The 24,871-nt window shown below is 39.2% G+C and carries 20 protein-coding genes; 9 read left to right on the top strand and 11 right to left on the bottom strand.

Going from position 1 to position 24,871, the window contains the following annotated elements; all coding sequences use genetic code 11:
• Positions 1-71: 71 nt before the first annotated feature.
• The gene (locus MSG95_RS11330; protein ID WP_077165896.1) at positions 72-878 is read left to right on the top strand and encodes an SDR family NAD(P)-dependent oxidoreductase; all 807 of its coding nucleotides are present in this window, start codon (positions 72-74) and stop codon (positions 876-878) included.
• A 43-nt stretch (positions 879-921) separates the two neighbouring features.
• Here MSG95_RS11330 and MSG95_RS11325 read toward each other — a convergent pair whose 3' ends face one another.
• The 4 genes from MSG95_RS11325 to MSG95_RS11310 all read right to left on the bottom strand — a co-directional run bounded on the left by MSG95_RS11325 (position 922) and on the right by MSG95_RS11310 (position 3,319).
• Positions 922-1,263, bottom strand: a complete 342-nt coding sequence (locus MSG95_RS11325; RefSeq protein WP_077165897.1) for a GlpM family protein — start codon at positions 1,261-1,263, stop codon at positions 922-924.
• Between the two features lie 52 nt (positions 1,264-1,315).
• Positions 1,316-1,669 carry a DUF1304 domain-containing protein gene (locus MSG95_RS11320; protein WP_077165898.1) on the bottom strand — a complete coding sequence of 118 codons (354 nt, stop codon included), beginning with the start codon at positions 1,667-1,669 and terminating at the stop codon, positions 1,316-1,318.
• Between the two features lie 66 nt (positions 1,670-1,735).
• Positions 1,736-2,713 (bottom strand): zinc-binding dehydrogenase, encoded by a 978-nt coding sequence (locus MSG95_RS11315; RefSeq protein ID WP_077165899.1) that lies wholly within the window; start codon positions 2,711-2,713, stop codon positions 1,736-1,738.
• A 3-nt stretch (positions 2,714-2,716) separates the two neighbouring features.
• On the bottom strand, positions 2,717-3,319 hold the full coding sequence (locus tag MSG95_RS11310; RefSeq protein WP_077165900.1) for a TetR/AcrR family transcriptional regulator: 603 nt from the start codon (positions 3,317-3,319) through the stop codon (positions 2,717-2,719).
• A 297-nt stretch (positions 3,320-3,616) separates the two neighbouring features.
• Here MSG95_RS11310 and uvrA point away from each other — a divergent pair, with 297 nt between their 5' ends.
• Together uvrA and MSG95_RS11300 are read left to right on the top strand one after the other, a co-directional pair.
• A complete protein-coding gene (uvrA, locus tag MSG95_RS11305; RefSeq protein ID WP_077165901.1) occupies positions 3,617-6,451 on the top strand; it encodes an excinuclease ABC subunit UvrA in 2,835 nt (944 codons plus the stop codon).
• A 9-nt stretch (positions 6,452-6,460) separates the two neighbouring features.
• Positions 6,461-7,180 carry a YoaK family protein gene (locus MSG95_RS11300; RefSeq protein WP_077165902.1) on the top strand — a complete coding sequence of 240 codons (720 nt, stop codon included), beginning with the start codon at positions 6,461-6,463 and terminating at the stop codon, positions 7,178-7,180.
• A 23-nt stretch (positions 7,181-7,203) separates the two neighbouring features.
• Here MSG95_RS11300 and MSG95_RS11295 read toward each other — a convergent pair whose 3' ends face one another.
• The gene (locus tag MSG95_RS11295) at positions 7,204-8,910 is read right to left on the bottom strand and encodes a GGDEF domain-containing protein (protein ID WP_077165903.1); all 1,707 of its coding nucleotides are present in this window, start codon (positions 8,908-8,910) and stop codon (positions 7,204-7,206) included.
• Positions 8,911-9,905: 995 nt separating this feature from the next.
• On the opposite strand from MSG95_RS11295, the gene omp33-36 reads away from it, so the two are divergent.
• Positions 9,906-10,808, top strand: coding sequence for a porin Omp33-36 (gene omp33-36, locus MSG95_RS11290; RefSeq protein ID WP_004704985.1), 903 nt, complete (start codon positions 9,906-9,908; stop codon positions 10,806-10,808).
• A gap of 58 nt (positions 10,809-10,866) precedes the next feature.
• Here the strand turns inward: omp33-36 and MSG95_RS11285 are convergent, their stop codons facing one another.
• From MSG95_RS11285 to MSG95_RS11270, 4 genes are all read right to left on the bottom strand, one after another.
• A complete protein-coding gene (locus tag MSG95_RS11285) occupies positions 10,867-12,834 on the bottom strand; it encodes a choline BCCT transporter BetT (protein WP_324624804.1) in 1,968 nt (655 codons plus the stop codon).
• Between the two features lie 166 nt (positions 12,835-13,000).
• Entirely contained in the window at positions 13,001-13,693 is a 693-nt protein-coding gene (locus tag MSG95_RS11280) for an ion channel (RefSeq protein WP_213033577.1), read from the bottom strand.
• Between the two features lie 170 nt (positions 13,694-13,863).
• Positions 13,864-15,579 (bottom strand): cation acetate symporter, encoded by a 1,716-nt coding sequence (locus MSG95_RS11275; protein ID WP_068935262.1) that lies wholly within the window; start codon positions 15,577-15,579, stop codon positions 13,864-13,866.
• Position 15,580: 1 nt separating this feature from the next.
• On the bottom strand, positions 15,581-15,913 hold the full coding sequence (locus MSG95_RS11270) for a DUF485 domain-containing protein (protein ID WP_000372818.1): 333 nt from the start codon (positions 15,911-15,913) through the stop codon (positions 15,581-15,583).
• Between the two features lie 183 nt (positions 15,914-16,096).
• Between MSG95_RS11270 and MSG95_RS11265 the strand changes: the two genes are divergently transcribed.
• Complete coding sequence (locus MSG95_RS11265; protein ID WP_039251860.1) at positions 16,097-19,594, top strand: PAS domain-containing hybrid sensor histidine kinase/response regulator; 3,498 nt, start codon at positions 16,097-16,099, stop codon at positions 19,592-19,594.
• A 371-nt stretch (positions 19,595-19,965) separates the two neighbouring features.
• On the top strand, positions 19,966-20,733 hold the full coding sequence (locus tag MSG95_RS11260; protein WP_324624803.1) for a hypothetical protein: 768 nt from the start codon (positions 19,966-19,968) through the stop codon (positions 20,731-20,733).
• A gap of 43 nt (positions 20,734-20,776) precedes the next feature.
• On the opposite strand, the gene MSG95_RS11255 is transcribed toward MSG95_RS11260, so the two are convergent.
• Positions 20,777-21,427 carry a response regulator gene (locus MSG95_RS11255; RefSeq protein WP_004704978.1) on the bottom strand — a complete coding sequence of 217 codons (651 nt, stop codon included), beginning with the start codon at positions 21,425-21,427 and terminating at the stop codon, positions 20,777-20,779.
• A gap of 376 nt (positions 21,428-21,803) precedes the next feature.
• Here MSG95_RS11255 and msuE point away from each other — a divergent pair, with 376 nt between their 5' ends.
• Both msuE and sfnG read left to right on the top strand, forming a co-directional pair.
• Positions 21,804-22,541 (top strand): FMN reductase, encoded by a 738-nt coding sequence (gene msuE, locus MSG95_RS11250; protein WP_004704976.1) that lies wholly within the window; start codon positions 21,804-21,806, stop codon positions 22,539-22,541.
• Positions 22,542-22,584: 43 nt separating this feature from the next.
• The gene (gene sfnG, locus MSG95_RS11245) at positions 22,585-23,697 is read left to right on the top strand and encodes a dimethylsulfone monooxygenase SfnG (RefSeq protein ID WP_077165906.1); all 1,113 of its coding nucleotides are present in this window, start codon (positions 22,585-22,587) and stop codon (positions 23,695-23,697) included.
• A 92-nt stretch (positions 23,698-23,789) separates the two neighbouring features.
• Here the strand turns inward: sfnG and MSG95_RS11240 are convergent, their stop codons facing one another.
• Positions 23,790-24,203, bottom strand: coding sequence for an Lrp/AsnC family transcriptional regulator (locus MSG95_RS11240; protein WP_077165907.1), 414 nt, complete (start codon positions 24,201-24,203; stop codon positions 23,790-23,792).
• 105 nt (positions 24,204-24,308) lie between these two features.
• On the opposite strand from MSG95_RS11240, the gene MSG95_RS11235 reads away from it, so the two are divergent.
• Positions 24,309-24,851, top strand: coding sequence for a cysteine hydrolase family protein (locus MSG95_RS11235; protein ID WP_077165908.1), 543 nt, complete (start codon positions 24,309-24,311; stop codon positions 24,849-24,851).
• Positions 24,852-24,871: the final 20 nt, after the last annotated feature.

Below are 24,871 nucleotides of genomic sequence, written 5' to 3'. Positions count from 1 at the left end.
AAATGAGTGCTTGACTCTGCCCTTAGGGACAAGGTTTATGGTAATAGCTTCTTTTATTACGGACCAATAAAATGAGCACTCACCTTTCTACATTTAAAAATTCAACAGCATTAATCACAGGCGCATCTTCAGGAATAGGCAAAGCCTATGCTCAAGAACTTGCATCTTTAGGAATTCACCTGATTTTAACGGCACGCTCTGAGCAGAAACTGACTGATTTAGCCGATGAACTTAGAAAAAAATATAGCGTAAATGTTGAGGTGATCGTTTTAGATTTAGCTCAACCCAATTCAGCTCAGACCTTATTTAATGAAGTGCAGGCGAGAAAATTATCGGTAGAAATTTTAATTAACAACGCAGGGTTTGGTAAATGGACTAAGTTTCTAGATCAATCGCTTTCTACCTATCAAGAAATGATTACACTTAACATCAGCAGCGTAACGTCTTTATGTTATCTGTTTTTACCACATATGCTTTCGAACAAAAAAGGCATCATGATTAATATTTCATCGACAGGTGCCTTTCAACCTCTCCCTTATATTGCTGTTTATGGCGCAACTAAATCTTATGTTTTACAGTTTACTGAAGCACTTGCAGGGGAATATGGCACTTCGGGTGTTAAGTTTATCGCTGTTTGCCCAGGCAATACAGAAACCAATTTTACTCAGGTCGCCAATGCTGATACCAGTGGAATGAAAAGCTCTACGGTAGATGATGTTGTCTCTGCTACAGTTCGAGCATTAGATAAAAATAAAGCGACGGTTGTAGTGGGGTGTAGCAATTATTTAACGTCTCAATTGCCACGAATTCTTTCCCGCAAAAAAATGATTAATTTAGTTGAAGGCATGCTCAGAACGCGTGTTCTTGAGCAGTCATAAAAAATACTTCAATTTAAAAGATTAAGGGGTTTCTCTTAATCTTTTAATGCTGAAACAACTGCCACCCATAAATTAAACCTGCCGCAGCGACCACCCAACATACGGTTGCCAAGCCCAGACACGACCACATCGACACGCGTGTTGCCAGCATGTAAACCGCAACTAAATAAATGGCATAAGGAATAAGTGACCATAGACCAAACAGAGCCGTTTTTTGTAATGCTTCGGCTCCTTTTTGCTGATAGACAATCACATGAGCAATCAAAGCAAAGGTAGGAAAAAGTGGGACTAAACCTGCAATATAAAATGCCTTACTTTTCGATAAAATCGAAATAATGAGGACAACCCCAGCCCCCAACATACATTTTAAAAATAACGCCCACATGTGCCGATCCTACCTGATCATTTCCATAACAAAACGCTGTATTGTGCGCTTTTTAAAGAAAATTAACAGCGACTAAAGCAATCAAAGCTGGAACTGCCTGAATGTAAATAATCTTTTTACTGGCAGTTAGACCACCATAAATACCTGCAATCAGTACACAACCTAAAAAGAAGTTGGCAATTGATGTGGCAAACGGCGCATCAGCAAATAAAGACCAAAATAAACCCGCAGCTAAAAAGCCATTATAAAGCCCTTGATTTTGTGCCATGACTTTAGTGAGTTTTGCTTTTTCAGCATTATTTCCAAAGGCTTTCATGCCATAGGGTTTATCCCACAAAAACATTTCTAACACTAAAATATAGACATGTAATATGGCTATAAGCGCAATCAATATTTGTCCGATCATACGGTTTTCCTTTTTATTTTAAAGATATGAAAAAAAGATCAGTCTCTCGACTGATCTTTTAGTGTGTTACGGTTTTAACAATACTTTGCCTTGTCGAGCACCTTGCGTTGCTCTTTGGGCAGCTGTTTTAATCTCATCAAAACTAAACACGCCTTCGACAGGCAGAATTAATTTTTTCTGAGTCGCTAGTGTTAGCAGCTCAACAATCAGTTCCTTTTTACGTTCTGCTGGCATTTCTTTGTTGACCACACTTGCCCAAAAACCTTTTACTGTCGCTTGTTTGAAAATCAAATCGCCCGATGAAATCTGCATGGTTTCACCAGTCATACTGCCAAACGAAACGAGTAGGCTATTTTCACTGAGTAAATTCAGCATTTCACCACTTGCGCTGCCACCAATCGAGTCCACACCAGCAATCAGCGGTTGGTCACCGTGAAGTTGCTTAACCTGCTCTTTCCAATTCGGCTGATCAGTCGCAACAACATGTTGAATACCTAATGCTTGCATCTCAGCAATTGCATCAGTACGACGAACCAGATTAATCACTGGTAAACCACGCGCCTGCGCAATCATCGCAACTGTTTTACCGACTGCACCATTTGCCGTGTTTTGAATTAACCATTGACCCGGTTGAACATTTACAAAGTCTAAAAGCATAAGGGCACTAATTGGCATACCAATCAGCTGCGCTGCTGTTTCGTCGTCAATTTCATTATTTAAAGGAATAAGGCCTTGAGCTGGTGCAATAAAGTATTCAGCCCAACTTCCATGCACAGATGCAACTGCGATACGTTGCCCTACTTGTACATGAGTAACACCTTCACCTAAGGCATCAACAATACCAACGCCTTCACTACCGCCAATCGCAGGTAAGGTCGGCTTATAACCATAGCTTCCACGTACTGTCCATACATCATGATTATGAATTGGAGACATAATGGTTTTAATACGCACTTCGCCTGCTTTCGGTTCTGGCTTTGGCATATCCGCCTGCTCTAAAACGTCTACAGGTTCGCCAAAATTACGATGGATAATACTTCGCATACTTTATTCCTCTATCGGTTTTAAGAGTTGTTGGGTGGTTTCTAAGGCTAGGTGTAAATGTGCTTTGTCTTGCGACAATTTTGTGAGTAAAGCAGCACCTAACCATAACTGATACATGACTTGCGCAGTTTTTAAAGGCTCAATGTGTTTTGGAATTGAACCTTCTTGTTGCCCGTCTTTGATTAACAAAGCCAAACGTTGCGTCAGTTTATGCACACCGTCATTCAGAATTTGGCGCATATCTTCTGATAAGTCAGAAACCTCTGCTGCCAGTTTCACAATTAGACAGTTTTCAGCCCAGCTACCATTTACCGGATCATCAATCCATGCCTGCCATAAGGCCATTAACCGCGCATGTGCACTTTGCTCACTGTGTTGCCAAAGTTGTTCCATACGAACTTTATAGTCCGCCATGTATTGCTCGAGCAACGCACAGCCGAATGCTTCTTTCGAAGCAAAGTAGTGATAGAACGAACCTTTAGGTACGTCACAAGCCTTTAAGATTTCTTGCAAACCAACACCGACAAAACCTTTGTGTAATACCAGCTCAAAGCTGGTATCTAAAATGTGTTGTCGCGTGCTTTCGCTTTTGTTTAATCGTTTCATGCATGTACCATACCCCACTAATAGACCAGTCGTCTAGTGAAATTATGTTACGCGTTAAAATTTTGTTGAGAGTAGAAATGTAGAACGAGGAGTGTTAAAAATACAATCTGCTTATTTAAACAAATTTTGTCGATTGTCGTTTAACCGTCACAATTTGTCGCTTTAAATCATTTTGTAGCACTTGAACAATTTTAAATCGTTATCATATATAGGGTCTGTTGTTTATAACCAGTCACACCTCCCTGCGGCTGATCAATCGACACCTAAATTTTCATTAATACATAATTGAGATGTTTTATGAGCCAAAGTCATATCCGTATTCGAGGCGCACGTACCCATAACTTAAAAAATGTGTCACTCGATATTCCACGCGATAAATTTGTGGTAATTACGGGGCTATCAGGTTCAGGAAAATCTTCTCTTGCCTTCGATACCTTGTACGCCGAAGGACAGCGCCGTTACGTCGAATCGCTTTCAGCGTATGCCCGCCAGTTTTTATCGCAAATGGAAAAGCCTGAAGTCGACTCGATTGAAGGTTTGTCCCCAGCAATTGCCATTGAGCAAAAATCTACTAGTCATAACCCACGTTCAACGGTGGGTACCATTACCGAAATTTATGACTATTTACGTTTGCTTTATGCACGTGTTGGTACACCATATTGCCCTGAACACGACTTGCCGATGGTTGCGCAAACCGTTTCTGAAATGGTCGATGCGGTAAAAAACCTTGAGGAAGGTACAGCACTCATGTTGCTTGCCCCAGTGGTACGTGAGCGTAAGGGTGAATACAGTAACCTGTTCGAACAACTACAAGGTCAAGGTTTTGTACGAGCGCGTGTAGATGGCGAAATCATTGATATTGATACGCCACCAGAACTCGACAAAAAGAAAAAACACACCATCGAAGTTGTGGTTGACCGTTTTAAAGTGCGTGATGACTTAGGTAACCGTATTGCTGAATCATTTGAAACCGCACTTCGTTTAGGTGGCGATATTGCTGTTTTATCATGGATGAATGGCGAACACCCAGATCGTGTTTTTTCTGCAAAGCACTCATGCCCTGAATGTGACCGTGCTGTGGCAGAGCTTGAGCCACGTTTATTCTCATTTAACAACCCATTCGGTGCCTGCCCTGTTTGTGATGGATTAGGTACACGCAGTCATTTTAGTTCTGAAAAGCTCATTCCAAATCCTGATCTTGCAATTAGTGAAGGAGCAATTCGTGGATGGGATCGTCAACGTCCATATTACTATTCAATGCTACAAAAAGTTGCCGACCATTTTGGTTTTCAACTTGATACACCTTGGAACCAGTTAGATAAAGACACTCAAAAGAAATTCTTACAAGGCACCGGCAAAGAAAAAATCGATTTAAGCTATATCGATGAGCGCGGTCGTAAACATAATCGCGTGCAACCTTTTGAAGGGATTTTGCCGCACCTTGAACGTCGTTACCGTGAAACTGAAAGTAACTATGTACGTGATGATTTAGCTCAATATCTCTCTAATGCAGCGTGTGATGCATGTGATGGCTCACGTCTAAATGAAATTTCACGTCATGTTCGTGTAAAAGACAAAACTATTGCCGACATTACCCGCATGTCGATTGGTGATGCCGAAAGTTACTATCAAGATTTAAACCTTGAAGGTGCTAAAGGTGAAATCGCCGATAAAATCTTTAAAGAGATTCGTGAACGTTTACATTTCTTGGTGAGTGTTGGACTTAACTATTTAAGTTTAGCTCGTTCTGCCGAAACGTTATCGGGTGGTGAAGCACAGCGTATCCGTTTAGCCTCACAAATTGGTGCAGGTTTAATGGGCGTCATGTATGTACTCGATGAACCGTCTATTGGTTTGCATCAACGTGATAACGATCGTTTATTACAAACCCTGATTCGCTTACGTGATTTAGGCAACACGGTATTAGTTGTTGAACACGATGAAGACGCTATTCGTGCAGCCGACCATATTATTGATATCGGGCCGGGTGCGGGTGTACATGGCGGCGTGATTATTGCTGAAGGAACTTATGATGAATTGGCTGAACATGCCGACTCACTCACAGGACAATACCTTTCTGGCAAACTCAAAATTGAAGTGCCAAAAAAACGCACTGAGTCGCCACGTCCAGATGAAGTCATCAAACTTTCAGGTGCAGCAGGCCACAACTTAAAAAATGTCGATTTAACCATTCCTCTTGGCATTATGACCTGTGTGACTGGCGTTTCAGGTTCAGGTAAATCGACACTCATTAACCGTACTTTGCTTCCATTGGCAGCTACACAGCTCAATGGGGCAACGACTTTAACGGCTGAAAAGTTCGACTCAATTGATGGTCTACAACATCTAGATAAAGTCGTTGATATTGACCAAAGTCCGATTGGACGTACGCCACGTTCTAACCCTGCAACGTACACAGGTTTATTTACCCCTATCCGTGAGTTATTCGCTCAAACGCCAGAAGCGAAAGCTCGTGGTTATAGTGCGGGTCGTTTCTCGTTTAACGTAAAAGGCGGACGCTGTGAAGCCTGTGAAGGCGACGGTATGATCAAGGTCGCAATGCACTTCTTACCAGATATGTATGTGCCTTGTGATGCCTGTCATGGCAAACGTTATAACCGTGAAACGCTTGAAGTGGGCTATAAAGGCAAAAACATTTCTGACGTTTTAGAAATGACCGTTGAAGATGCTGCTGAGTTCTTTAGTGCCATTCCAGTCATCCACCGCCGCTTAGAAACCTTAACTCAGGTGGGCTTAGGCTATATTCGTTTAGGTCAGGCTGCGACTACACTTTCTGGTGGTGAAGCGCAACGTGTAAAACTTGCACGTGAGTTAGCTAAACGAGATACGGGCAAAACGCTTTATATTTTGGATGAGCCGACGACTGGTTTACATTTTCACGACATAGCCAAACTACTTGATATCTTGTATGAGCTTCGTAATAAAGGTAATACAATCGTAGTAATTGAGCATAATTTGGACGTGATTAAAACAGCTGACTGGATTGTGGACTTAGGGCCTGAAGGTGGGTCTGGCGGTGGTCAAATTATCGCACAAGGAACCCCTGAACAAGTTGCTGAGATTGGGATTTCACATACAGGAAGATTCTTAAAACCATTAATCACTGGATAAGTTTTACTTATGTCGAAACGATATATTCCTGTTAAAGAACGTTGGCAACATCATCACGAACCCACAATTTTATCCTTTGTAGCTGGCTGGATTAATGCTGTAGGATTTATAGCTTTATTCGGCATTTATACCAACCACGTCACAGGCTATATTATTACTGCAAGTAAAGAGACCATTTTAGGTGGCATAGGTGTATGGGCTTTACTCCTATTTACTTTTATTTGTACTATTGGATTTACAGCTTGGTTTGAGAAGCGCTGGCAGCATAAGTTCCCCAATATTTTATTAACCTTTCTTATCTTTGAAACAATATTTCTAATATTATTTATGTTAGCTGGTGTATATTTTGGTCCATTTGAAACTTTAAGTCAGTTTGGTACTATTGCAACTGCAATGTTAGGAATCATTGCAATGGGAATAAGAAATGCGATTATCCGAACTTTATTATCCTCTATGGCAACCTCAACACTTATGACTGGTAATATTGCACAATTGACAATTGACATAATAACTATCTACGGCCTATCAAACACGACAAATGAAGAAAAATATCTTGCGAAAAAAAATATTTCTAAAATATTACCAACCGTATTATCTTTTTCTTCAGGAGCAATTTTGGGTGCTATAGGCTATTTAAAATTATCTTTTTTTTGCATTTTAATTCCTATCATATTGATGGTCTATATATGCTATAGAGAATGGGTGGGAGGTTACCAAAAAAATCTTTAAGTGACGCCTTTAAGAAAATTTTACTAATTTTCTACAGTATTCTTGCCTTTTGCCTTGGCTCGTAATAGGGATTTATCAGCTTTTTCTAATAACTCTATCCATCCCGAAGCTCCAACAGCTAAACCAATACTCACTGATACCTGAAAGACTCCACCATTATTTGGCAGAACGGTCTGTCCTTTTGAAATAATACAACGAATATCTTCTGCCAACTGAAAAGCATCATTAATCTGAATGTTTTCTATTAAAACAAGGAATTCATCTCCCCCATAACGAACAATTAAATCCGAACTTCGAATATTTTGCTTTAATTGCTCGGCAATACTGACAATGACGCGATCACCTACAATATGCCCATACTGATCATTAACTCGTTTAAAATGATCGATATCAATAATCATCAGACAGGTTTTTGAAAATTTATTTGGATAACTCTCAACAATTTTTAAATATTCTGCTAGAGCCAAACGATTAGATACACCAGTTAAAGGATCTGTATTGGCTATATTTTTAAGTTGAAATTCAAATGCATCTCTTTGCTTGAGCATTTTTTGCAAACGATCAATTGCCTCAAACAGTGAAATAAACTCACCCTTTTTAGAATTCAAATCATCTACTGGATAGTCTGTACTCTGAGACAACTCAAGAATTAAAGTACGCGCTTGAATAAGAGGTTCAAAGACTCTTCTCTTTGCATAAATTAAAGTGAGTAAAGCAGCCGCTAAAGATATGCTCGAAATAAGTAAAGTCAGAAAGAATTTCTTTTTTGCTAAGTATTTCTCTTGAACTGCAATTGAGACACTCTTGTTAAGTAGAAACTTTTGTAAATCAATAACGGTGGTAAATTTACCAACAATATGGTCGGTAAGTTGATTAGCCGTTAAGTGATAAGCCTCGTGTTTTTGGCTTTCATCTAAAAGCTGACCAACAATAGGCACGCCTTTATCCAAAAACTCAGTTTTAACTCTTGAATAAAGCCGATGATATTCTTGAGTCTTAGCCTGTTCAGACTGTAATGTGTCTACAAGCGCCCATAAATATCGTGCTTGTTGTTGAGTCTGCAAAGAACGGGCGCGATTGTCATTGGGAATCGTTTCTTTAAAAGTAATGGGTGCAATAACATTGGATGCAGTGCGACCAGCCTGATCCCGCATATCGGTTAATACAACAATCAAAGTAAAATAGTTATTAATTTGGCTGTCTTTACTTTTTAACTGTAACATCAGCTTTTGCAACACATCTCGGCAGCTATCCCAAGCACCAAACATCGCTAAAATTGCATTATCAAGCTTTTCGGAAGTTCTCGCCTGCTTGGGTGTAGCAACATAATCATCTACAACTGTACGTGCGCGCTTTAAGTCACTCTTAAATTTAGTATTTAAAATATCAGCTAAATCTGAATAGCCCTCTTCTCTTAAAACTCGAATCGTTTCATCAATTTGTTGATCAACACTAAGACGATATTGTTTTAAATTCTTTTGGTTTTTTAGAAAGTCAGCAGAGTTACTCGACATTAATTTATTTGCTGGCGCACGTTCTTTTGATACTTTATTTGCAACTTCAGCAATTAATTTTAAGCTTTTGATTTCAATCAAAGCTTGTTTGGTTTTTAAATATTCTTGATAGCTACTGACAATAAGAGGCACAGCCATAAACAGTAACGACAGAATAATGACCAACATAAAGAAAAATAGTCGATTACTGATATGTTCTGAACGTAATCCTGACATTTCTAGTTGGTACTCCGTAAATGTCCTACCATAATCACTGCTAAGGAATGAAGTAAGTAATGCGCATCCTAGCACTTTACTGAACAGAAGTTCAGCAACAAAGCTCAGGTAATATGATTAAGGGCGTCATCTTTACATTTCATAAAATATCTCATCGAATATGTAAATGATGGAATGACTATATTAAATCTCTATTTTACAAATACAGTAAGCTTCATAATTTTATAAAAACCTGCTTTTGTTGTTAAATGGCTCTCCAAACATCAGAAACCCAAGATTAAATTGGATTTATTTTTATACAAAGAAAAAACGTTAAATTTCATGTAATTTTTTTAACAAATATTAATGTTTTCTTATAGATAAAAAAAAGCTCAACCTTGGGGAAAGCTGAGCTCGTAAAGTCTGATGTGATGCCACATCGTATCTGGTAAAGTCTTACTAACTTTAAAAATGTTAGGTAGTAAACTTTGCAATTGAATTGTGTGACTTATCTCTAATTTTGTAAAGTTGATTAAATTGATCAGAATTAATTTTTTAATCGTTTTTTTGATTTAAAAACGTATTTTTTTGCCTTATTCAATTATATAATAATTCAAAATAGATAGATTATTTAGATAAACTTATCAAAATAGTGTTAACCATTACTCAAAATTTATAAAAACTGAAACAAGAACAATATTTGAGTGGTTATTTAATAAACAAATCGACACATTGGTTAACGTTAAAACCGATTAACAAAATCATTTTTTCCAATTGTAAATGTAATTATTTTTAAATCATTTGATGCTAATTCCTTATGAAGCTTAAGGTTTAGCTTCTTGTTAATGCTAATTTTTTTACTTGGTTGACATAAACCAATTCAATTGATGGTTATTTAACCATTTTTAACATAAGTGTCAAATTTCCTTAACATTACAATTCAACTATTATTGACTTCATAAATTGTTACAATACAATGACCCCAGCTTTATCTCTTGTTAACGCTGGAAATGATTATGAAAAAACTTGGTTTAGCCACTGCTGTATTATTAGCCATGACCGGTGCTCATGCTTATCAATTTGAAGTTCAAGGTCAATCTGAATATGTTGACACAACTGCAAACGATAAAAACTTCACTGGTGACGTTGCTGGTACATACTACTTAAAAAATGTTGATACCACTAAAGGTCCTTTAGCTGAAGCAGCTTTCTTGAACCAAGCTTCTAGCGTGTCTTTAGGTTACAGCTACCAACAATATGACCAAAACAACGGCTTAAACTACCGTGTAGGTACATACGGTGTTAAAGGTGAGGCATACGTTCCAACTCCTTACCTTCCTGTATATGCTAGCGCTACTTATAACCACACTGACGTTGATGGTAAAAACGCGATTTCTCGTGATGACCAAGGCGACCGTTATGCATTAGAAGTTGGTGCAATGTTGTTACCTAACTTCTTGATGACTGTTGGTTATACAAGCGTTGCTAATCAATTCGCTTTAGATAACTTCGGTATCATCAGCAACGGTATCTACTCTGCTGTTAACCAAACTGCTGCAATCCAAAACGATCAAGATGCTGTTACAGCTCGTGCTAAATATGTAGGTCCAATCGACGGAACTAACATGGCAATCGGTTTTGAAGCTGCTGGTGCTTTCGGTCAAGAAAACCAATACGGTTTAAAAACTGACCTTTACTTAACTCCTAAGTTAAGCGTTGGTGCTGCATTCATCGGTAACGATGGCGTAGCAAACATCAAAGGTAACGACCTTGGTGAATTCCGCCAAGCTTGGGGTGGTAACGTAAACTACTTCATCACTCCAGCAGTAGCTGTTGGTGCGTCTTACATGAAAGCTGACGTTAAAAATGCAAGCAACGATACTCAAACTATCGGCTTAAATGCTAAATTCCGTTTCTAATTTAATTTAGAAATTGAATTCAAAAAAAGGACTCAATTGAGTCCTTTTTTTATGGTTGTTAACTTCGTACGATATTTAAGAAATGTAAATGACGCTCATACTGGTCAATAATATCCTGAATCAAATCTTCTTGAGTCCAGTCCATTACATCATAGTTTTGTCCACCCTCTCTCAAAAATACCTCGGCTTGGAAATATTGCCCGTCTTCAGCTTCTGTACGTCCAATTAAAAAACTTGGGGGTACTGTTTCACGTGAAACAACTTTATAAATAAAATTAATTTCATGATGGTGATCGACTCGAAGTTGCATACCATCTTCAACTTCACTAATCGATACCTCAAGGTGACGACGCTTAAACTCATGCTTAATATTTTCAAAAGCACTATAAACTTGCTTTTCAATATATTGCTTCACCTCTTCTTCACTATGTGGATAGTGCATGATTAGGCCTAAACGTTGCTGCCAGCTTCTCGGATTATGAATTGCACGTGGGGTAATTCGAGCTTCCTGAATTGCTTGCATTTTCGTGACATCAAGATGCAAAGCTTTTATTAATCCCCAGCTCATTAAAAGCATGACCACAGTAAATGGCAATGCACTCATAATGATTGAAGACTGCAATGCAGCAAGTCCACCTGCTAAAAGTAAAATAATAGCCAGCACTGCCATGAGTACTGTCCAAAACAAACGTTGCCACGTCGGTGAGTTATCAGTTTTTGCTGTTAAGTAATCAGTAACCAGCGCACCAGAGTCAGCCGAAGTCACAAAGAAAAGAATAACTAATATTGTTGCAATAACATTCATGACACCAGACCAAGGTAAGTGTCCTAAAAATTCAAATAATGCAACTGAAGAGTCTTGCTGAACAGCCTGAATGAGAGTGGTTTGATGTTCCTGAATAATACTAAATAATGCAGCATTTCCTAAAAAACCCATCCAGATAATGGTAAAACCAGTCGGAATAAGTAGGACACCCATAATAAATTCACGGATAGTACGTCCACGTGAAACCCTTGCGATAAACATACCCACAAATGGTGACCATGAAATCCACCAAGCCCAATATAAAATAGTCCATCCCCCAATCCATCCATTTGGCTGATAAGCATATAAATTGAATGTCATGGTAAATAGGTTAGAAATATACTGGCCCGTGTTTTGAATAGTAGTTTGCAGTAAATAAATACTAGGCCCGGCGATAAAAACAAATACTAATAAGATTAAAGCTAAAACTAGGTTTAGCTCTGATAAACGTTTGACTCCTTTATCAAGTCCTAAGAACACAGATAATGAAGCTAAAATACTCACAAAAATAATGAGCAAAACTTGAATATGAGTGCTTTGCTCTATACCGAGTAAATAATGTAAACCAGAGTTAATTTGAGTAACACCAAAACCCAGAGAAGTCGCTACACCAAATACAGTACCAATGGTCGCAAAGATATCAATGCTGTCACCCCACGGCCCATAAATCTTTTTACCAATGAGTGGATAAAGAGCAGAACGGGTCTTTAGGGGTAAATTATGACGATAAGCAAAATATGCTAATGCTAAACCAACCACTGCATAAATTGCCCACGCATGTAAGCCCCAGTGGAAAAAAGTCACACGTAAGGCTTGCTGGGCTGCATCAATAGTCTGTGCATCTCCACTTGGTGGATTGACATAATGCATGACAGGTTCAGCAACACCGAAAAACATTAAGCCAATACCCATACCCGCAGTAAACAGCATGGCAAACCATGAACCGTTACCATATTCAGGCTGGCTATGGTCAGGCCCTAATTTAATTCGTCCAATCGAAGAACAGGCAATATAAATGAGCAGAATAAGAAAGAAAGCAACCGATAAAACATAAAACCAGCTAAATGAATCAGTGATCCACTGTTTTAAATGCTGCGTTAGAAGTTCGAAAGAACTCGGAGCAATCACAACTACTGCCAAGAACAAAGCAATAATGATGACCGTACCCAAAAAGACATTGGGATTAACATTTGCGAACCAACTCGTTTGTTTGGAAGGCATAAATCCTCCATGTTATTTTTAATGAAAATGACAGGCATAAAGCCAATAAAGACATTCAGGAATGAATAAAGCTATATCTTTCAATAGAGAAAGCTGATAATACTTTAAATAAACTTAAAGAATATTGCAGTTACAAAGGTGTAAATAAATTGAAACACCTCCTTCTTTATTTATCAGCATTCTTTTTGGGTGCATGTGAGATGTACTGTAATGCAATTAAACGCGTAACGATAAGTGCTAGATACATGACTCCACAGAACATTTGTAGCATTGCTAAAACACGTGCTGGTGAACTAAGAGGCATTAGGTCGGACAGCCCTGTTGCTGACTGCAAACTAAAGCTTAAAAACAGTAAATCTAGCCAGGTTTGTATGTGATGAACATGGTTTGGATTTTGAAAGCTATTGGGAATTAATAGCTGACAAATGTTGTATAAAAGCGCAAAACCCCAAGCAATTAATGTAAAAACAGCTGCGGCTGCAAACAGTTCATCTCGTGTTAAATATCGGTCGGCAAACATATAACGAAATAAACCATAAGCTGCCGAAAAATAAGCTAAAGCTTCACAAGTATGGGCAAAAATTTGGATCGTTAAATTGCCATAGCCTAATAAAATAAATGCTGAAGATAGAATTGCTCCACCTACAAATGTGAGACCTAAAAAAGTGAACATCGGAGTTTGACGAATAACCTTAGCAATAATAAGTAAAGCAAGAACTCCCAACGCCCAAGTGAAGGTTCTATATACCTCATTATCAAAAGTCAGCATGGCCAAAATAAGTAAAATGAATTGCACAAACAGCAACCATGCCGAAGGCAGCAATCGAAAGCTTGCCCAGAACTCGATGATAGATCGCATTTAATTATTTTCCGTTTTTTCGTTATGTTTTGAATTATAGAAAATCATACTGTACAAAAAATAGGATAAACAAGTTGTTCTTTATTAAGGAGCTTCTTATTAATAATTATATGGGAGAAACAAAAAAAGCCCCGCAGGGCTTTTTATGAAATATTTAATACGTTTTGATTTTAGTGATCTGATGCACCAGAAGCACCAATACCTGTCATTGAACGTACATATTGTGCATCGAAAGCAGCGCGTTCTTTTTTCGCACGTGCTGAGTTATCAGTCACGGAGAAGAACCAGCAGCAAAGGAATGACAATGGCATAGCAAATAACGCAGGACCGTTGAATGGGTTAATTGGTGTATCAGAGATCTTTAACGTATCTACCCAAACTGCTTTAGATAAGATAATCAGTACAACTGCGGTTACTAAACCAACCACCCCACCGATAACTGCTCCACGAGTGGTTAAACCTTTCCAGAACATTGAAAGAACAAGTACTGGGAAGTTTGCACAACACGCTACAGAGAACGCTAAGCCCACCATGAACGCTACGTTTTGCTTTTCAAACAAGATACCCAAAATCATGGCAAAGATTGCTAAACCAAGTGTTGCAATTTTTGACATACGGAGTTCAGAAGCTGGAGTCGTTTGACCTTTCTTAAATACGTTAGCGTATAAGTCGTGAGAAATTGCAGATGCACCTGAAAGTGTTAAACCAGCAACAACAGCAAGAATCGTTGCAAACGCTACCGCTGAAATGAAGCCCATAAATAAGTCACCGCCTAAAGCGTCACTTAAATGCACGGCTGCCATATTGTTACCACCAACAAGCTCAAGCTTGCCTGTCATAGCCATTTTTGCAACATCAAGGAACTGTGGATTGTTTGATACAAACAGGATCGCACCAAAACCAATAATGAAAGTTAAAAGATAGAAGTAACCAATGAAACCTGTTGCAACTACAACCGACTTACGCGCTTCTTTTGCATCTTTCACGGTGAAGAAACGCATAAGAATATGTGGAAGACCTGCTGTACCAAACATGAGTGCTAAACCAAGAGATAAGGCATCAATTGGGTTTGCTGCAAGTTTACCCGGACCCATAATTTTAGAAGCGTCTTCAAAGCTGATGCTATGAACTTTACTAAAGACTTCAATTGATTGGGTAAACATATTGCTGAAACTAAATCCAACTGCTTTCATGACCATAAATGCCATGAAGGTCGCACCGCTCAGTAACATCACTGCTTTAATAATTTGTACCCATGTGGTTGCCAACATGCCACCAAAAATTACGTATGCCATCATTAAGAGACCAACGATGACAACCGCAATGTTGTAGTTCAAACCAAATAGCAATTTGATGAGCTGACCTGCACCTACCATTTGCGCAATTAAGTAAAAAGCGACCACAACAAGTGAACTCAAAGCAGCTAAAGTACGAACCGGTTTTTCTTCAAGACGGAATGACACGACATCGGAAAGGTTATATTTACCGAGGTTACGTAAGCGCTCTGCTACCAAGAATAAAACGATTGGCCAACCGACCATGAATCCGAGTGAATAAAGCAAGCCATCAAAACCAGAGCTAAACACCATTGCGGAAATACCAAGGAAAGACGCCGCTGACATATAGTCACCTGCAATCGCCAAACCATTTTGGAAACCACTAATTCCCCCACCCGCAGTATAGAAGTCTTGTGCTGATTGAGTTTGTTTTGCAGCCCATTTAGTAATGAACAGTGTGAAACCAACAAAGATGACAAACATGATAATAGCATGCCAGTTGGTTGCTTGTTGCTCTGCTTCACCTAAGTCTGGGCTTGCCATAGCAACAGTTGAATAGAGCGATGCTGCACCCATTAGGGCTTTCGCTTTTAATGAATTCCATTTCATATTAGTGTAATCCTTTCTCGTGCGTGATGGCTTCAACTTCCTTCAACGCTTCTTCACTCAGTTGGTCAAGGGTATTATTTGCGATATAGGAATAGACACCACAGAGTAGGAAAGATAAAACAATAATTCCTAAACCTAGCGGGATACCCCATGTCGTTACACCACCACTAAAGGAACTCATCAAAAATTCTTTGTTGTAGCCCACAAGTAGCATAAAGCCCACATAAAGCACTAACATGATGATTGTGAGCGTCCAGCTTAATGCACTTTTTTTCTTGACCATTTTTTGAAACTTTGGATTGCGTAGAATCTGTTCTACTTGGCTCTGATCCATAACCAAACTCCTTACCTAGTGCCCAACCTTGGTCACTTTTTTTTAATGTATTTTTTCATAATTAAAGTTAGCAAGATTCGAGCTTAGTCGTAACTTAGACTTTGGTCGTTAAAATTTAATCAATTTATAGCTTTGTTTCGGCATAGGTTATGATAGACACAAGGTTTCACTTACGTAGGTCATATGAACAGCTGGCTGATTATTGGGGTTCTCACTCTTTATATTGCGCTTTTATTTGTCTGTGCTTTTTTTGGTGAGAAGCATGCCAGTCGTCTCGGCACACGTGGCCGCATGTTTTTATTTAGTCTAACTTTAGGTGTTTACTGCTCTTCATGGACATTTTATGGTGCAACTGGCGCTGCCGTACGTGAAGGCGTCATCTTCTTGCCTATTTATTTAGGACCACTTTTATTTGTCTGGTTTGGTTATGACATCTGGCGACGTTTAGGCCGAGTTCGTCAGCACCATGCGATTTCCTCGATCGCTGACTTTGTCGCAGCACGCTATGGTAAAAGTGGTGTACTCGCCTCTCTAGTCACTATTCTTGCCGTTATCGCGATTATTCCTTACCTCGCATTACAGCTACGTGCTATTGCTTTAAGTACTTCTGTCATTATGGAGCAAAACTCGCACATTCATACCACTACTAATAGCGTGTTATTACTCACCAGTGTACTCGCAATTTTGGCCATGATTTTTGGTACACGGCAAATTGCAAACACGGAACAACACGGCGGCCTTATGCTTGCTGTTGCATTTGAGTCGTTCGTGAAGTTATTTGCCTTACTTTGCGTCGCTTTATTTTTTATTTTTGAATCACCAGCTAACCTGAGCCAAATGACCTCTGATGTAAACCAGACTTTTCAGGAAGTACAGCTCTTTGGTGTCCCTGAAACTTTCTGGATTCAAACTTTGCTGGCAGGTTTAGCGATTATTTGTTTACCACGTCAGTTCCACGTGGCAGTGGTTGAACTACGCGATGAAAAGCATATTCGTGGTGCGCGTAAGTGGTTCGCGGTTTATCTCATTTTGACTATTCTTGCGATTATTCCAATCGCAAGTTGGGCTTTGCATGCTGCACCCAAATTCCTGACCGTACCCGATGTGGCTGTACTGTCCTTACCTTTAAGTTATAACCAAGAGTGGCTCGCTTTATTGGCCTTTTTGGGCGGCTTTTCAGCCTCCACAGGTATGTTACTGGTGTCATCAGTTGCCTTGTCTATCATGCTCAGTAACGATTTGATTATGCCTGCCTTATGGCGTTTTAAATTGCTGTCGCGTCATGATAAACATTTACCTAAAGTTCTTAAATTCAGCCGTCGTATTAGTATTGTCGCAGTAATGCTACTCGGCTTCTTATTTTTCCATTTCTTTAATGATATTAACCAGCTTTCAGTATTTGGATTATTGGCGTTTAGTGCTGTAGCTCAGTTTGCACCTGCACTGATTGGTGGGCTGTATTGGCGAGGTGGAAGTCGTCAAGGAGTTTATGCAGGGCTCATCGTTGGATTTTTAATGTGGAGTTACACCTTACTCTTTCCAACCATATTACGTAGCTTACCAGAAGCCTATCAGGAAACTGCACAAAGTATTTTGCTCTTCGGCCCATTTGGCATAAATGCTTTACGTCCAGAGTCACTTTTTGGTTTTGAGTCATTTGCTCCTTTAACTCATGGCGTGATTTGGTCGCTCGGTTTAAATATTCTGTTATACATCTGGATTTCAAAAATTTATCGACCAAGTGTGGCAGAACAAATTCAGGCAGAAAGCTTTTTTTATTATGAAACCAAGCCTTTACCTTCACCGCATACCTCTACCGATTTAACTTACCTTCCACATGACGCAGCTCGCTTAAAAGTGGGTGATCTATTTGCCTTAGCCAAAAGAATTACAGGTGAGCAACCAACCACACAAGCATTCGAGAACTTTTGTGAGCAAAACCATCTCACACTCAATCCAAATACGATTGCCAATGGCATGTGGTGGCGTTTTACCGAGCAATATCTAGCAGGTATTATCGGTGCAGCTTCTGCACGTACCTTGCTAACCACAGCAATGATCAATAACGGCCTCGCTTTAGGCCAAGTCGCTAATATTTTAGACCAAGCCTCACAATGGCAACGTTTTAATCAAAATCTGCTCATGACCATGATTGACCACATGACCCAAGGAGTGAGTGTAGTTGATAAAAATATGTGTTTGGTCGCGTGGAACAATCAATATTTAAAACTATTTGGCTATCCAAAAGACCTTGTTTATGTGGGCTGTCCTATTGCCGACCTAATTCGTTATAACGCTGAACGTGGCGAATGTGGTCCCGGTTCAGTCGAAGAACATGTGCGCAAACGTCTTCACTGGATGAAAGTCGGCAGCGCTCATGAGTTTGAACGTATCCGTAAAGACGGCCGCGTAATTCAAATGCGAGGTAACCCAATTTCAGGCGGTGGCTTTGTCACCACATTTGCTGATATTACCGCTTTCCGTGCGAACGAAGCCGTACTTGAAGCTCGCGTAAAAGATCGAACTCAACAGCTTGCTGATGCTTTATCTGAGCAACAACTTGCACGTGAGCAAGCCGATATGGCCAATATGTCCAAGAGTCGATTTATTGCCGCGGCAAGCCACGATCTTTTACAACCCATGCACGCTGCTCGTCTATTTAGTACTGTTCTTGAGCAAAGTATTTCGACAGAAGAAGACCGCCAAACCTTACAACAACTTGACCGAGCACTCTATGGTGCCGAGAGTATGCTGTCTGCCCTGCTCGATATTGCTCGTTTAGAAGGTGGTAGTATCCAGCCAAAAAGACAGCCTTATCCTTTGCATGATTTACTCAGTGACCTTGAGTTGCAGTTTAAATCGATCGCTGCACAGCGAAACATTTCCCTAAAAGTTCATGATGTATCGTTCTGGATTGATACCGACCCACAGTGGATTCGTCGTATTATTCAAAACTTTGTCAGCAATGCCTTACGCTACACCGCCAAAGGTCGAGTAGTCGTAGGTGTGCTCCGTTCTGCACAGCAGCCGAATCATATTCGAATTGGCGTTTGGGATACTGGCCCTGGTATTGCCGAAGAACAACGAGTTAAGCTGTTCCAAGAATTTGAACGTTGTGGGCATTTATCACCTTGGGGTGAACAAGGCTTAGGACTAGGGCTTGCGATCGTACAACGTATGACTGGCTTGCTCAATTACCCAGTTCACGTTTACTCAGAGTTGGGCAAAGGCTCATGCTTTATGATTGAGGTACCTATTGTCGAGCCACCAAAAGTTACAACACCAGCTGTACAAGCTGTGCCTTTAAAAACCAAAGCGTACCGTATTTTGTGCTTAGATAATGACGAAACGATTTTAGAGGGTATGAGTAGTTTATTAGGGCGATGGGGTTATCAGGTATTCAAAGCTACTGAACCTGAACAGGCTTTAGACATTATTCAAAAAGAGAATATTCAGGTTTGGCTCATCGACCAACACTTAAATAACAATCAACTTGGTGTTGATTTTATTAATCAAAATCGTCAACACGATGTTCCAGTTGCTTTAATTACTGCTGACTCCCATCCTGAGTTACCACAGCAATTAAAAGAATTAAATATCGTTTTACTGAAGAAACCACTTAAACCTGCCTCATTAAGAGCTTGGTTATCTGGACTTAAAATTGCCAACACAGCTGACTAATTATTTTCATCTCTCAAGCTTTTTATAGGTTTGGGAGATATTTTTTGGCAAAAATTATGCGATTAATTTAAGCAAATAGGCAGAACTGCTCAAAAAGTCTTCTTTTAGGCCATGAATGATTGACCAAAGTTTCCAATGCTTACTTTCCTATGGCAAAGCTCACCTTTTTTGTAAGTGAACACGTGTACACCTAGTTACAATTTAATAAACCAATGTTTTTTAAAAATATTATTTACTTAAAAACACCATATAAGACTTTAGTCGTATTCTACTTGCATTCTTCATGGCACATAAATATTCCAAACGTATTTTATATTTGAACTTACTTCTGCCTATAGCCAGCTCTTGAATTAAAGCAAAGGACAACTGCCATGAATATTTCTGATAACAACCCGCAAGGGCAACTTTCATCTCAACAGTTTTATCGTCAATATAGTGCTAATGCCTTACTTCCAGAATTAGATTGGCAAAGTATTTTTCCTCATAGCAAGCTTAGCGAATCGCATATCAAAGCACTTAATACAATTTATCAGTGTGCTGTACCACTCGCGCTTAATGTATTTCATGATCTAAATTTTGATGTATTTGCACCTGCTGCTTATCATCCTCAAGGTTTAGGTTTATTTGATAAGTTAGCTCAACAGGAAGAGAATTTTCTAAAAGTTCTTAGTACTGAAAGTGAAAATCTTGACCATGACACACGTCATCAAATCTGGAGTATGCTTCTACGTGGTGGCGCTGTTTTAGTTTTCAAAGCTTGGCTAGGTCATGTCAAACTTGGCGAAAACCAGTTAGATATGACTCAGTTTGATGAGCTTTCTGACTTACTGTTTATTAAAACACCTCCTCATCAACTTGCTGAACGTCTGCATGTTGATGAAAAAGCAAAACTCGACCATATCTTCTTAATGTATGGCAATGACATTTTCCTTGATCGATTCAACAGTCTCGAAACAGCTGCTCTGTTTGTTGATTTAGGTGTTTATGATGCAGCTTTCTTAAGCTTGCGTGATGACCGTGTAGCTGAATATTTAAAAAGTAAAGGCTATGTGACCCAAGAACAGATCGATGATTTGCAATGTGCGCTTAACCCACTGTACTGCGACAGCCTCACACCTAAGCAAGATTGTCTTGCCTAAGTGGAACATAAAAAAAGACCTCAATTGAGGTCTTTTTTTATTTTTAAATTTTCTTATCTTCAATATTTAATGCGCTAATTGCCAGTACAGCTTGGGTACGATTTTGCACACCTAATTTTCTAAAGATAGCTGTCACATGCGCTTTAATCGTTGCTTCCGAAACATCGAGTTCGTAGGCAATCTGTTTATTTAGCAAACCTTCAGCAACCATCATCAAAACACGGAATTGCTGTGGTGTTAAAGACTGAATACGTTCTGCTAAAGCAGTTTCATCTGCCGCTCTTGGATCAAGATTAAGATTTGACGGTAGGTTTGGTGGTAACCAAATTTCGCCATCTAAAACTTGACGAATCGCCTCACCAATATGACTTGGATGAGCCGATTTAGGAATATAACCCATCGCGCCATGCGCAATTGCACGCTGAATAATTGAAGTTTCTTCATGCGCAGAAACTACAATAATTGGAATAGCAGGATACTGAGCTCTTACATAAACAAGAGCGGAGAAACCTGAAGCACCCGGTAAATTTAAATCGAGTAACACTAGGTCAGGTTCTGCCCCATTTTCCAAACGCTCATAAAACTCATCAACCGAAGCTGTTTCATGAATTTGTGCCTGTGGCAGGCTATAACGTACTGCTTGAATTAAAGCATGACGAAACAAAGGATGATCATCAACGATTAAAATATTCATAAGCGATTAAAGTAATCTTGAGCATAAGTATGGCCTATTGTAACCCTACTATTTAGATGAAAGATACGTTCATCGTATCCATTTTTATGCAAAATATTGATAAATGCATAACTTAGACAAAATTTTTCAGATGTTTTTTAACTTTTAATAAAAATTAATCTGTTTTTTATATAAGCTTCTTTTTTATTATAAAAAATATATCACCTATAATTATATAAAATAAAAACAGTAGCTTAATAGAAAACCAAACTATAAAAATCCATGATTAATCTTTTATATTTAAAACTGATAAGGTTGACCAATTTCGTTATTTTACAGTTTATCGTTGATGTTGATTAATAAGTCCAATGTTCTTTTTTAGGCTTAGGACCAAATTATGACTGGTATCACATCACCAAAACCTTTAAATATTGTTGCCGTTTCTGGTGGCTTAAATACCCCATCTAAAACCGAAAGTCTGGTTCAAGCCATTCTTGATGAATTATCAGAAGCAATCGATGTTAAAGTTCATTTTATTAAATTAAGCGAAATTGGGCCATTACTTGGTGGTGCATTTTATCGCAATCAACTTCCGCAGCGTGTACAAGATGATCTTGCAGCGGTTGAAGCAGCAGATGCTCTAATTGTCGGTACTCCTGTTTACCGTGCTTCTTTTACAGGTCTTTTCAAGCACTTCTTCGATTTTGTTGAACAAACTGCGTTGGTTGACGTGCCTGTACTTTTAGCAGCATCGGGTGGTAGTGATCGCCATGCTTTAGTACTAGAGCATCAGCTTCGTCCATTATTTAGCTTCTTCCAAGCACAAACTTTACCAATTGGCGTATATGCAACAGATCGCGACTTTACCCCTGAATATACGGTGAAAAGCGAGCAACTAACTGACCGTATTACGCTAGCAGTGGCTCGTGCATTACCAATTTTAGAATGGGCACCAGCAAAAGGTAAACGTGCAGAAGTGATCAAATCTAAGACTCAGCAAGCAAATCAAGAACTTGGTATTAACAAGCAAATTGAGCAAGAAGAAGTATTACCTTCAGCAGCTGTACCAAACCTTGATGCAGCAGAGTCTCGTTTGCATCACAAGTCTGGTAAATCATTAACGCATGTTGCCTAAGCGCAATATAGCTAAATAAAAATAACGAATGGGAGAGCGCACCATGACGCAATTACAACAACCGATTAAATTTGCTTATTGGGTACCGAATGTAAGCGGTGGCCTTGTTGTGAGCAACATCGAACAGCGTACAGACTGGAGTTATGACTACAATGTTCGACTTGCTCAGGCAGCCGAAAACAATGGTTTTGAATATGCGCTCACTCAAATTCGTTTTACGGCGGGCTATGGGGCAGAAAACCAGCATGAATCCGTGAGTTTCAGTCATGCATTACTGGCAAAAACTGAAAAGCTTAAGGTGATTGCGGCGATTCTGCCCGGCCCTTGGAAACCGGCACTTGCAGCTAAACAGCTCGCGACAATTGATTATCTAACTGAAGGCCGTATTGCGATTAATGTTGTGAGTGGCTGGTTCAGAGGCGAGTTTGATGCGATTGGTGAGGAATGGCCAGAGCATGACGAGCGCTATGTCCGCTCTGAAGAGTTTATTCGTACGCTAAAAGGAATCTGGACCACCGATAACTATAGTTTCGATGGTAAATACTACCAGTTCCAAAACTACACACTTAAACCAAAACCTCTGCAAAAGCCTCATATTGAAGTGTTTCAAGGAGGTAGTTCACGGGCTGCACGTGACATGGCTTCACGCGTATCTGACTGGTATTTCACTAACGGCAATACGGTAGAAGAAATTCAAAAACAAGTAGAAGACATTCGTACCAAAGCAAAAGCCAATAACCATCAGGTCAAAATTGGTGTGAACGCTTTCATTATTGCTAGAGATACTGAAGAAGAAGCAAAAGCGGTACTTCAAGAAATTATTGATAAAGCCAATACTGAAGCCGTAAATGCCTTTGGCGATGCAACTCGTGAAGCAGGTGCAGCTTCTCCAGAGCAACAAGGTAACTGGGCAAAATCAAGTTTTGAAGATTTAGTGCAGTACAACGATGGCTTTAAAACCAATTTAATTGGCACACCTCAGCAAATTGCAGAGCGTATTGTGGCGCTTAAGAATGTAGGTGTCGATTTGGTTCTTTCCGGATTCTTACACTTTATTGAAGAGGTGGAATATTTCGGAGAAAAAGTTCTACCGCTCGTTCGTGAGTTAGAACTTCAACAGGAAAAGGAGGTAGAAATCCAAGCGAAATCAGCCTAAAAAACTCTAGTTAAAAACAGCGCAAGATAATAAAAACAACAAATTAAAATAAAGATTTATTGGCTCCAAGACTCGGCTTGGAGCTTTTATTTTTAAGGTTTCTCAACTTCTCGAATCACTGTTTCAACTGAATAGCGACACCATTTCGAAAGTACCTCAATGAATTCGTTCAATGCTGTGGGCTCAAAATGACTGACAATCATGTAGCAAGCATTGCCCATGACTTTGAAACATTCATCTATTTGTTCATATTGCTTCACTAAATTTTCAATTTCTTCAAAAGCGCGTTGTTCATTTAAATGCAAATGAATAAATTGTTTATACGAATATTGAACAGCAATGGTGTAATTTTTGATAACCCCTGCATCCATTAATTGAGCAATTCGAGTACCCACCGCCTGCCCCGTCCGGTGAACTCGCTGCCCGATTTCTTTATTGGTTAAGCGGGAATCTTGCTTGAGTAATGCAATAATTTTTAGATCAATCGGGTCTAATTCAATATTCATTTTTCATGGCGAAAGAAAACTGGCGTTAATGCTTTCATAGGACTATAGCCGATTTTGCCAGTAGAGAATAACCTTGTTTTATCTTATACAAACAAGAGTGTTCTCATGAAACAAGCACTATTAGTTATCGATGTTCAAAATGATTATTTTAAAAATGGCAAAATGGAATTGGTTGGACCAGATCAAGCGCTCGATAAAATAAAGCAGCTTGAACAATATTTTAACGAGAAAAATTTACCGATTATTTATGTGCAACATATTAACCCGCCACAAGCGAGTTTCTTTCAAGAAAATACAGATGGGGTTTTACTTCATCCTGAACTTAGTGCTGGCAGTGATTCATTAATCGTGACAAAGCATTATCCAAATAGTTTCTTAGAAACCAATTTAGAAGAACTTTTAAAAGCACATCAAATTGAACAACTCGTGATTACAGGCATGATGACACATATGTGTATTGACTCAGGGACACGTGCAGCCAAAGAACTTGGCTATCAACCCATATTAATTGCAGATGCTACTGCAACACGTGACTTAAGCTATGCTGGAAAGACTACAAAAGCTGAAGATGTACAAACAGCTTTTTTAACTGCGCTGAGTACATTTGCAAATGTACAAAATACTGCTGACTTTTTAGCAAATTCTTAATGGATCTCAATAAAAAGCCC

This window comes from Acinetobacter sp. IK23 (genome assembly GCF_035615275.1).
GTDB classification, from domain to species: Bacteria; Pseudomonadota; Gammaproteobacteria; order Pseudomonadales; family Moraxellaceae; genus Acinetobacter; species Acinetobacter seifertii.
This window is presented reverse-complemented; position numbering and strand designations above follow the sequence as displayed.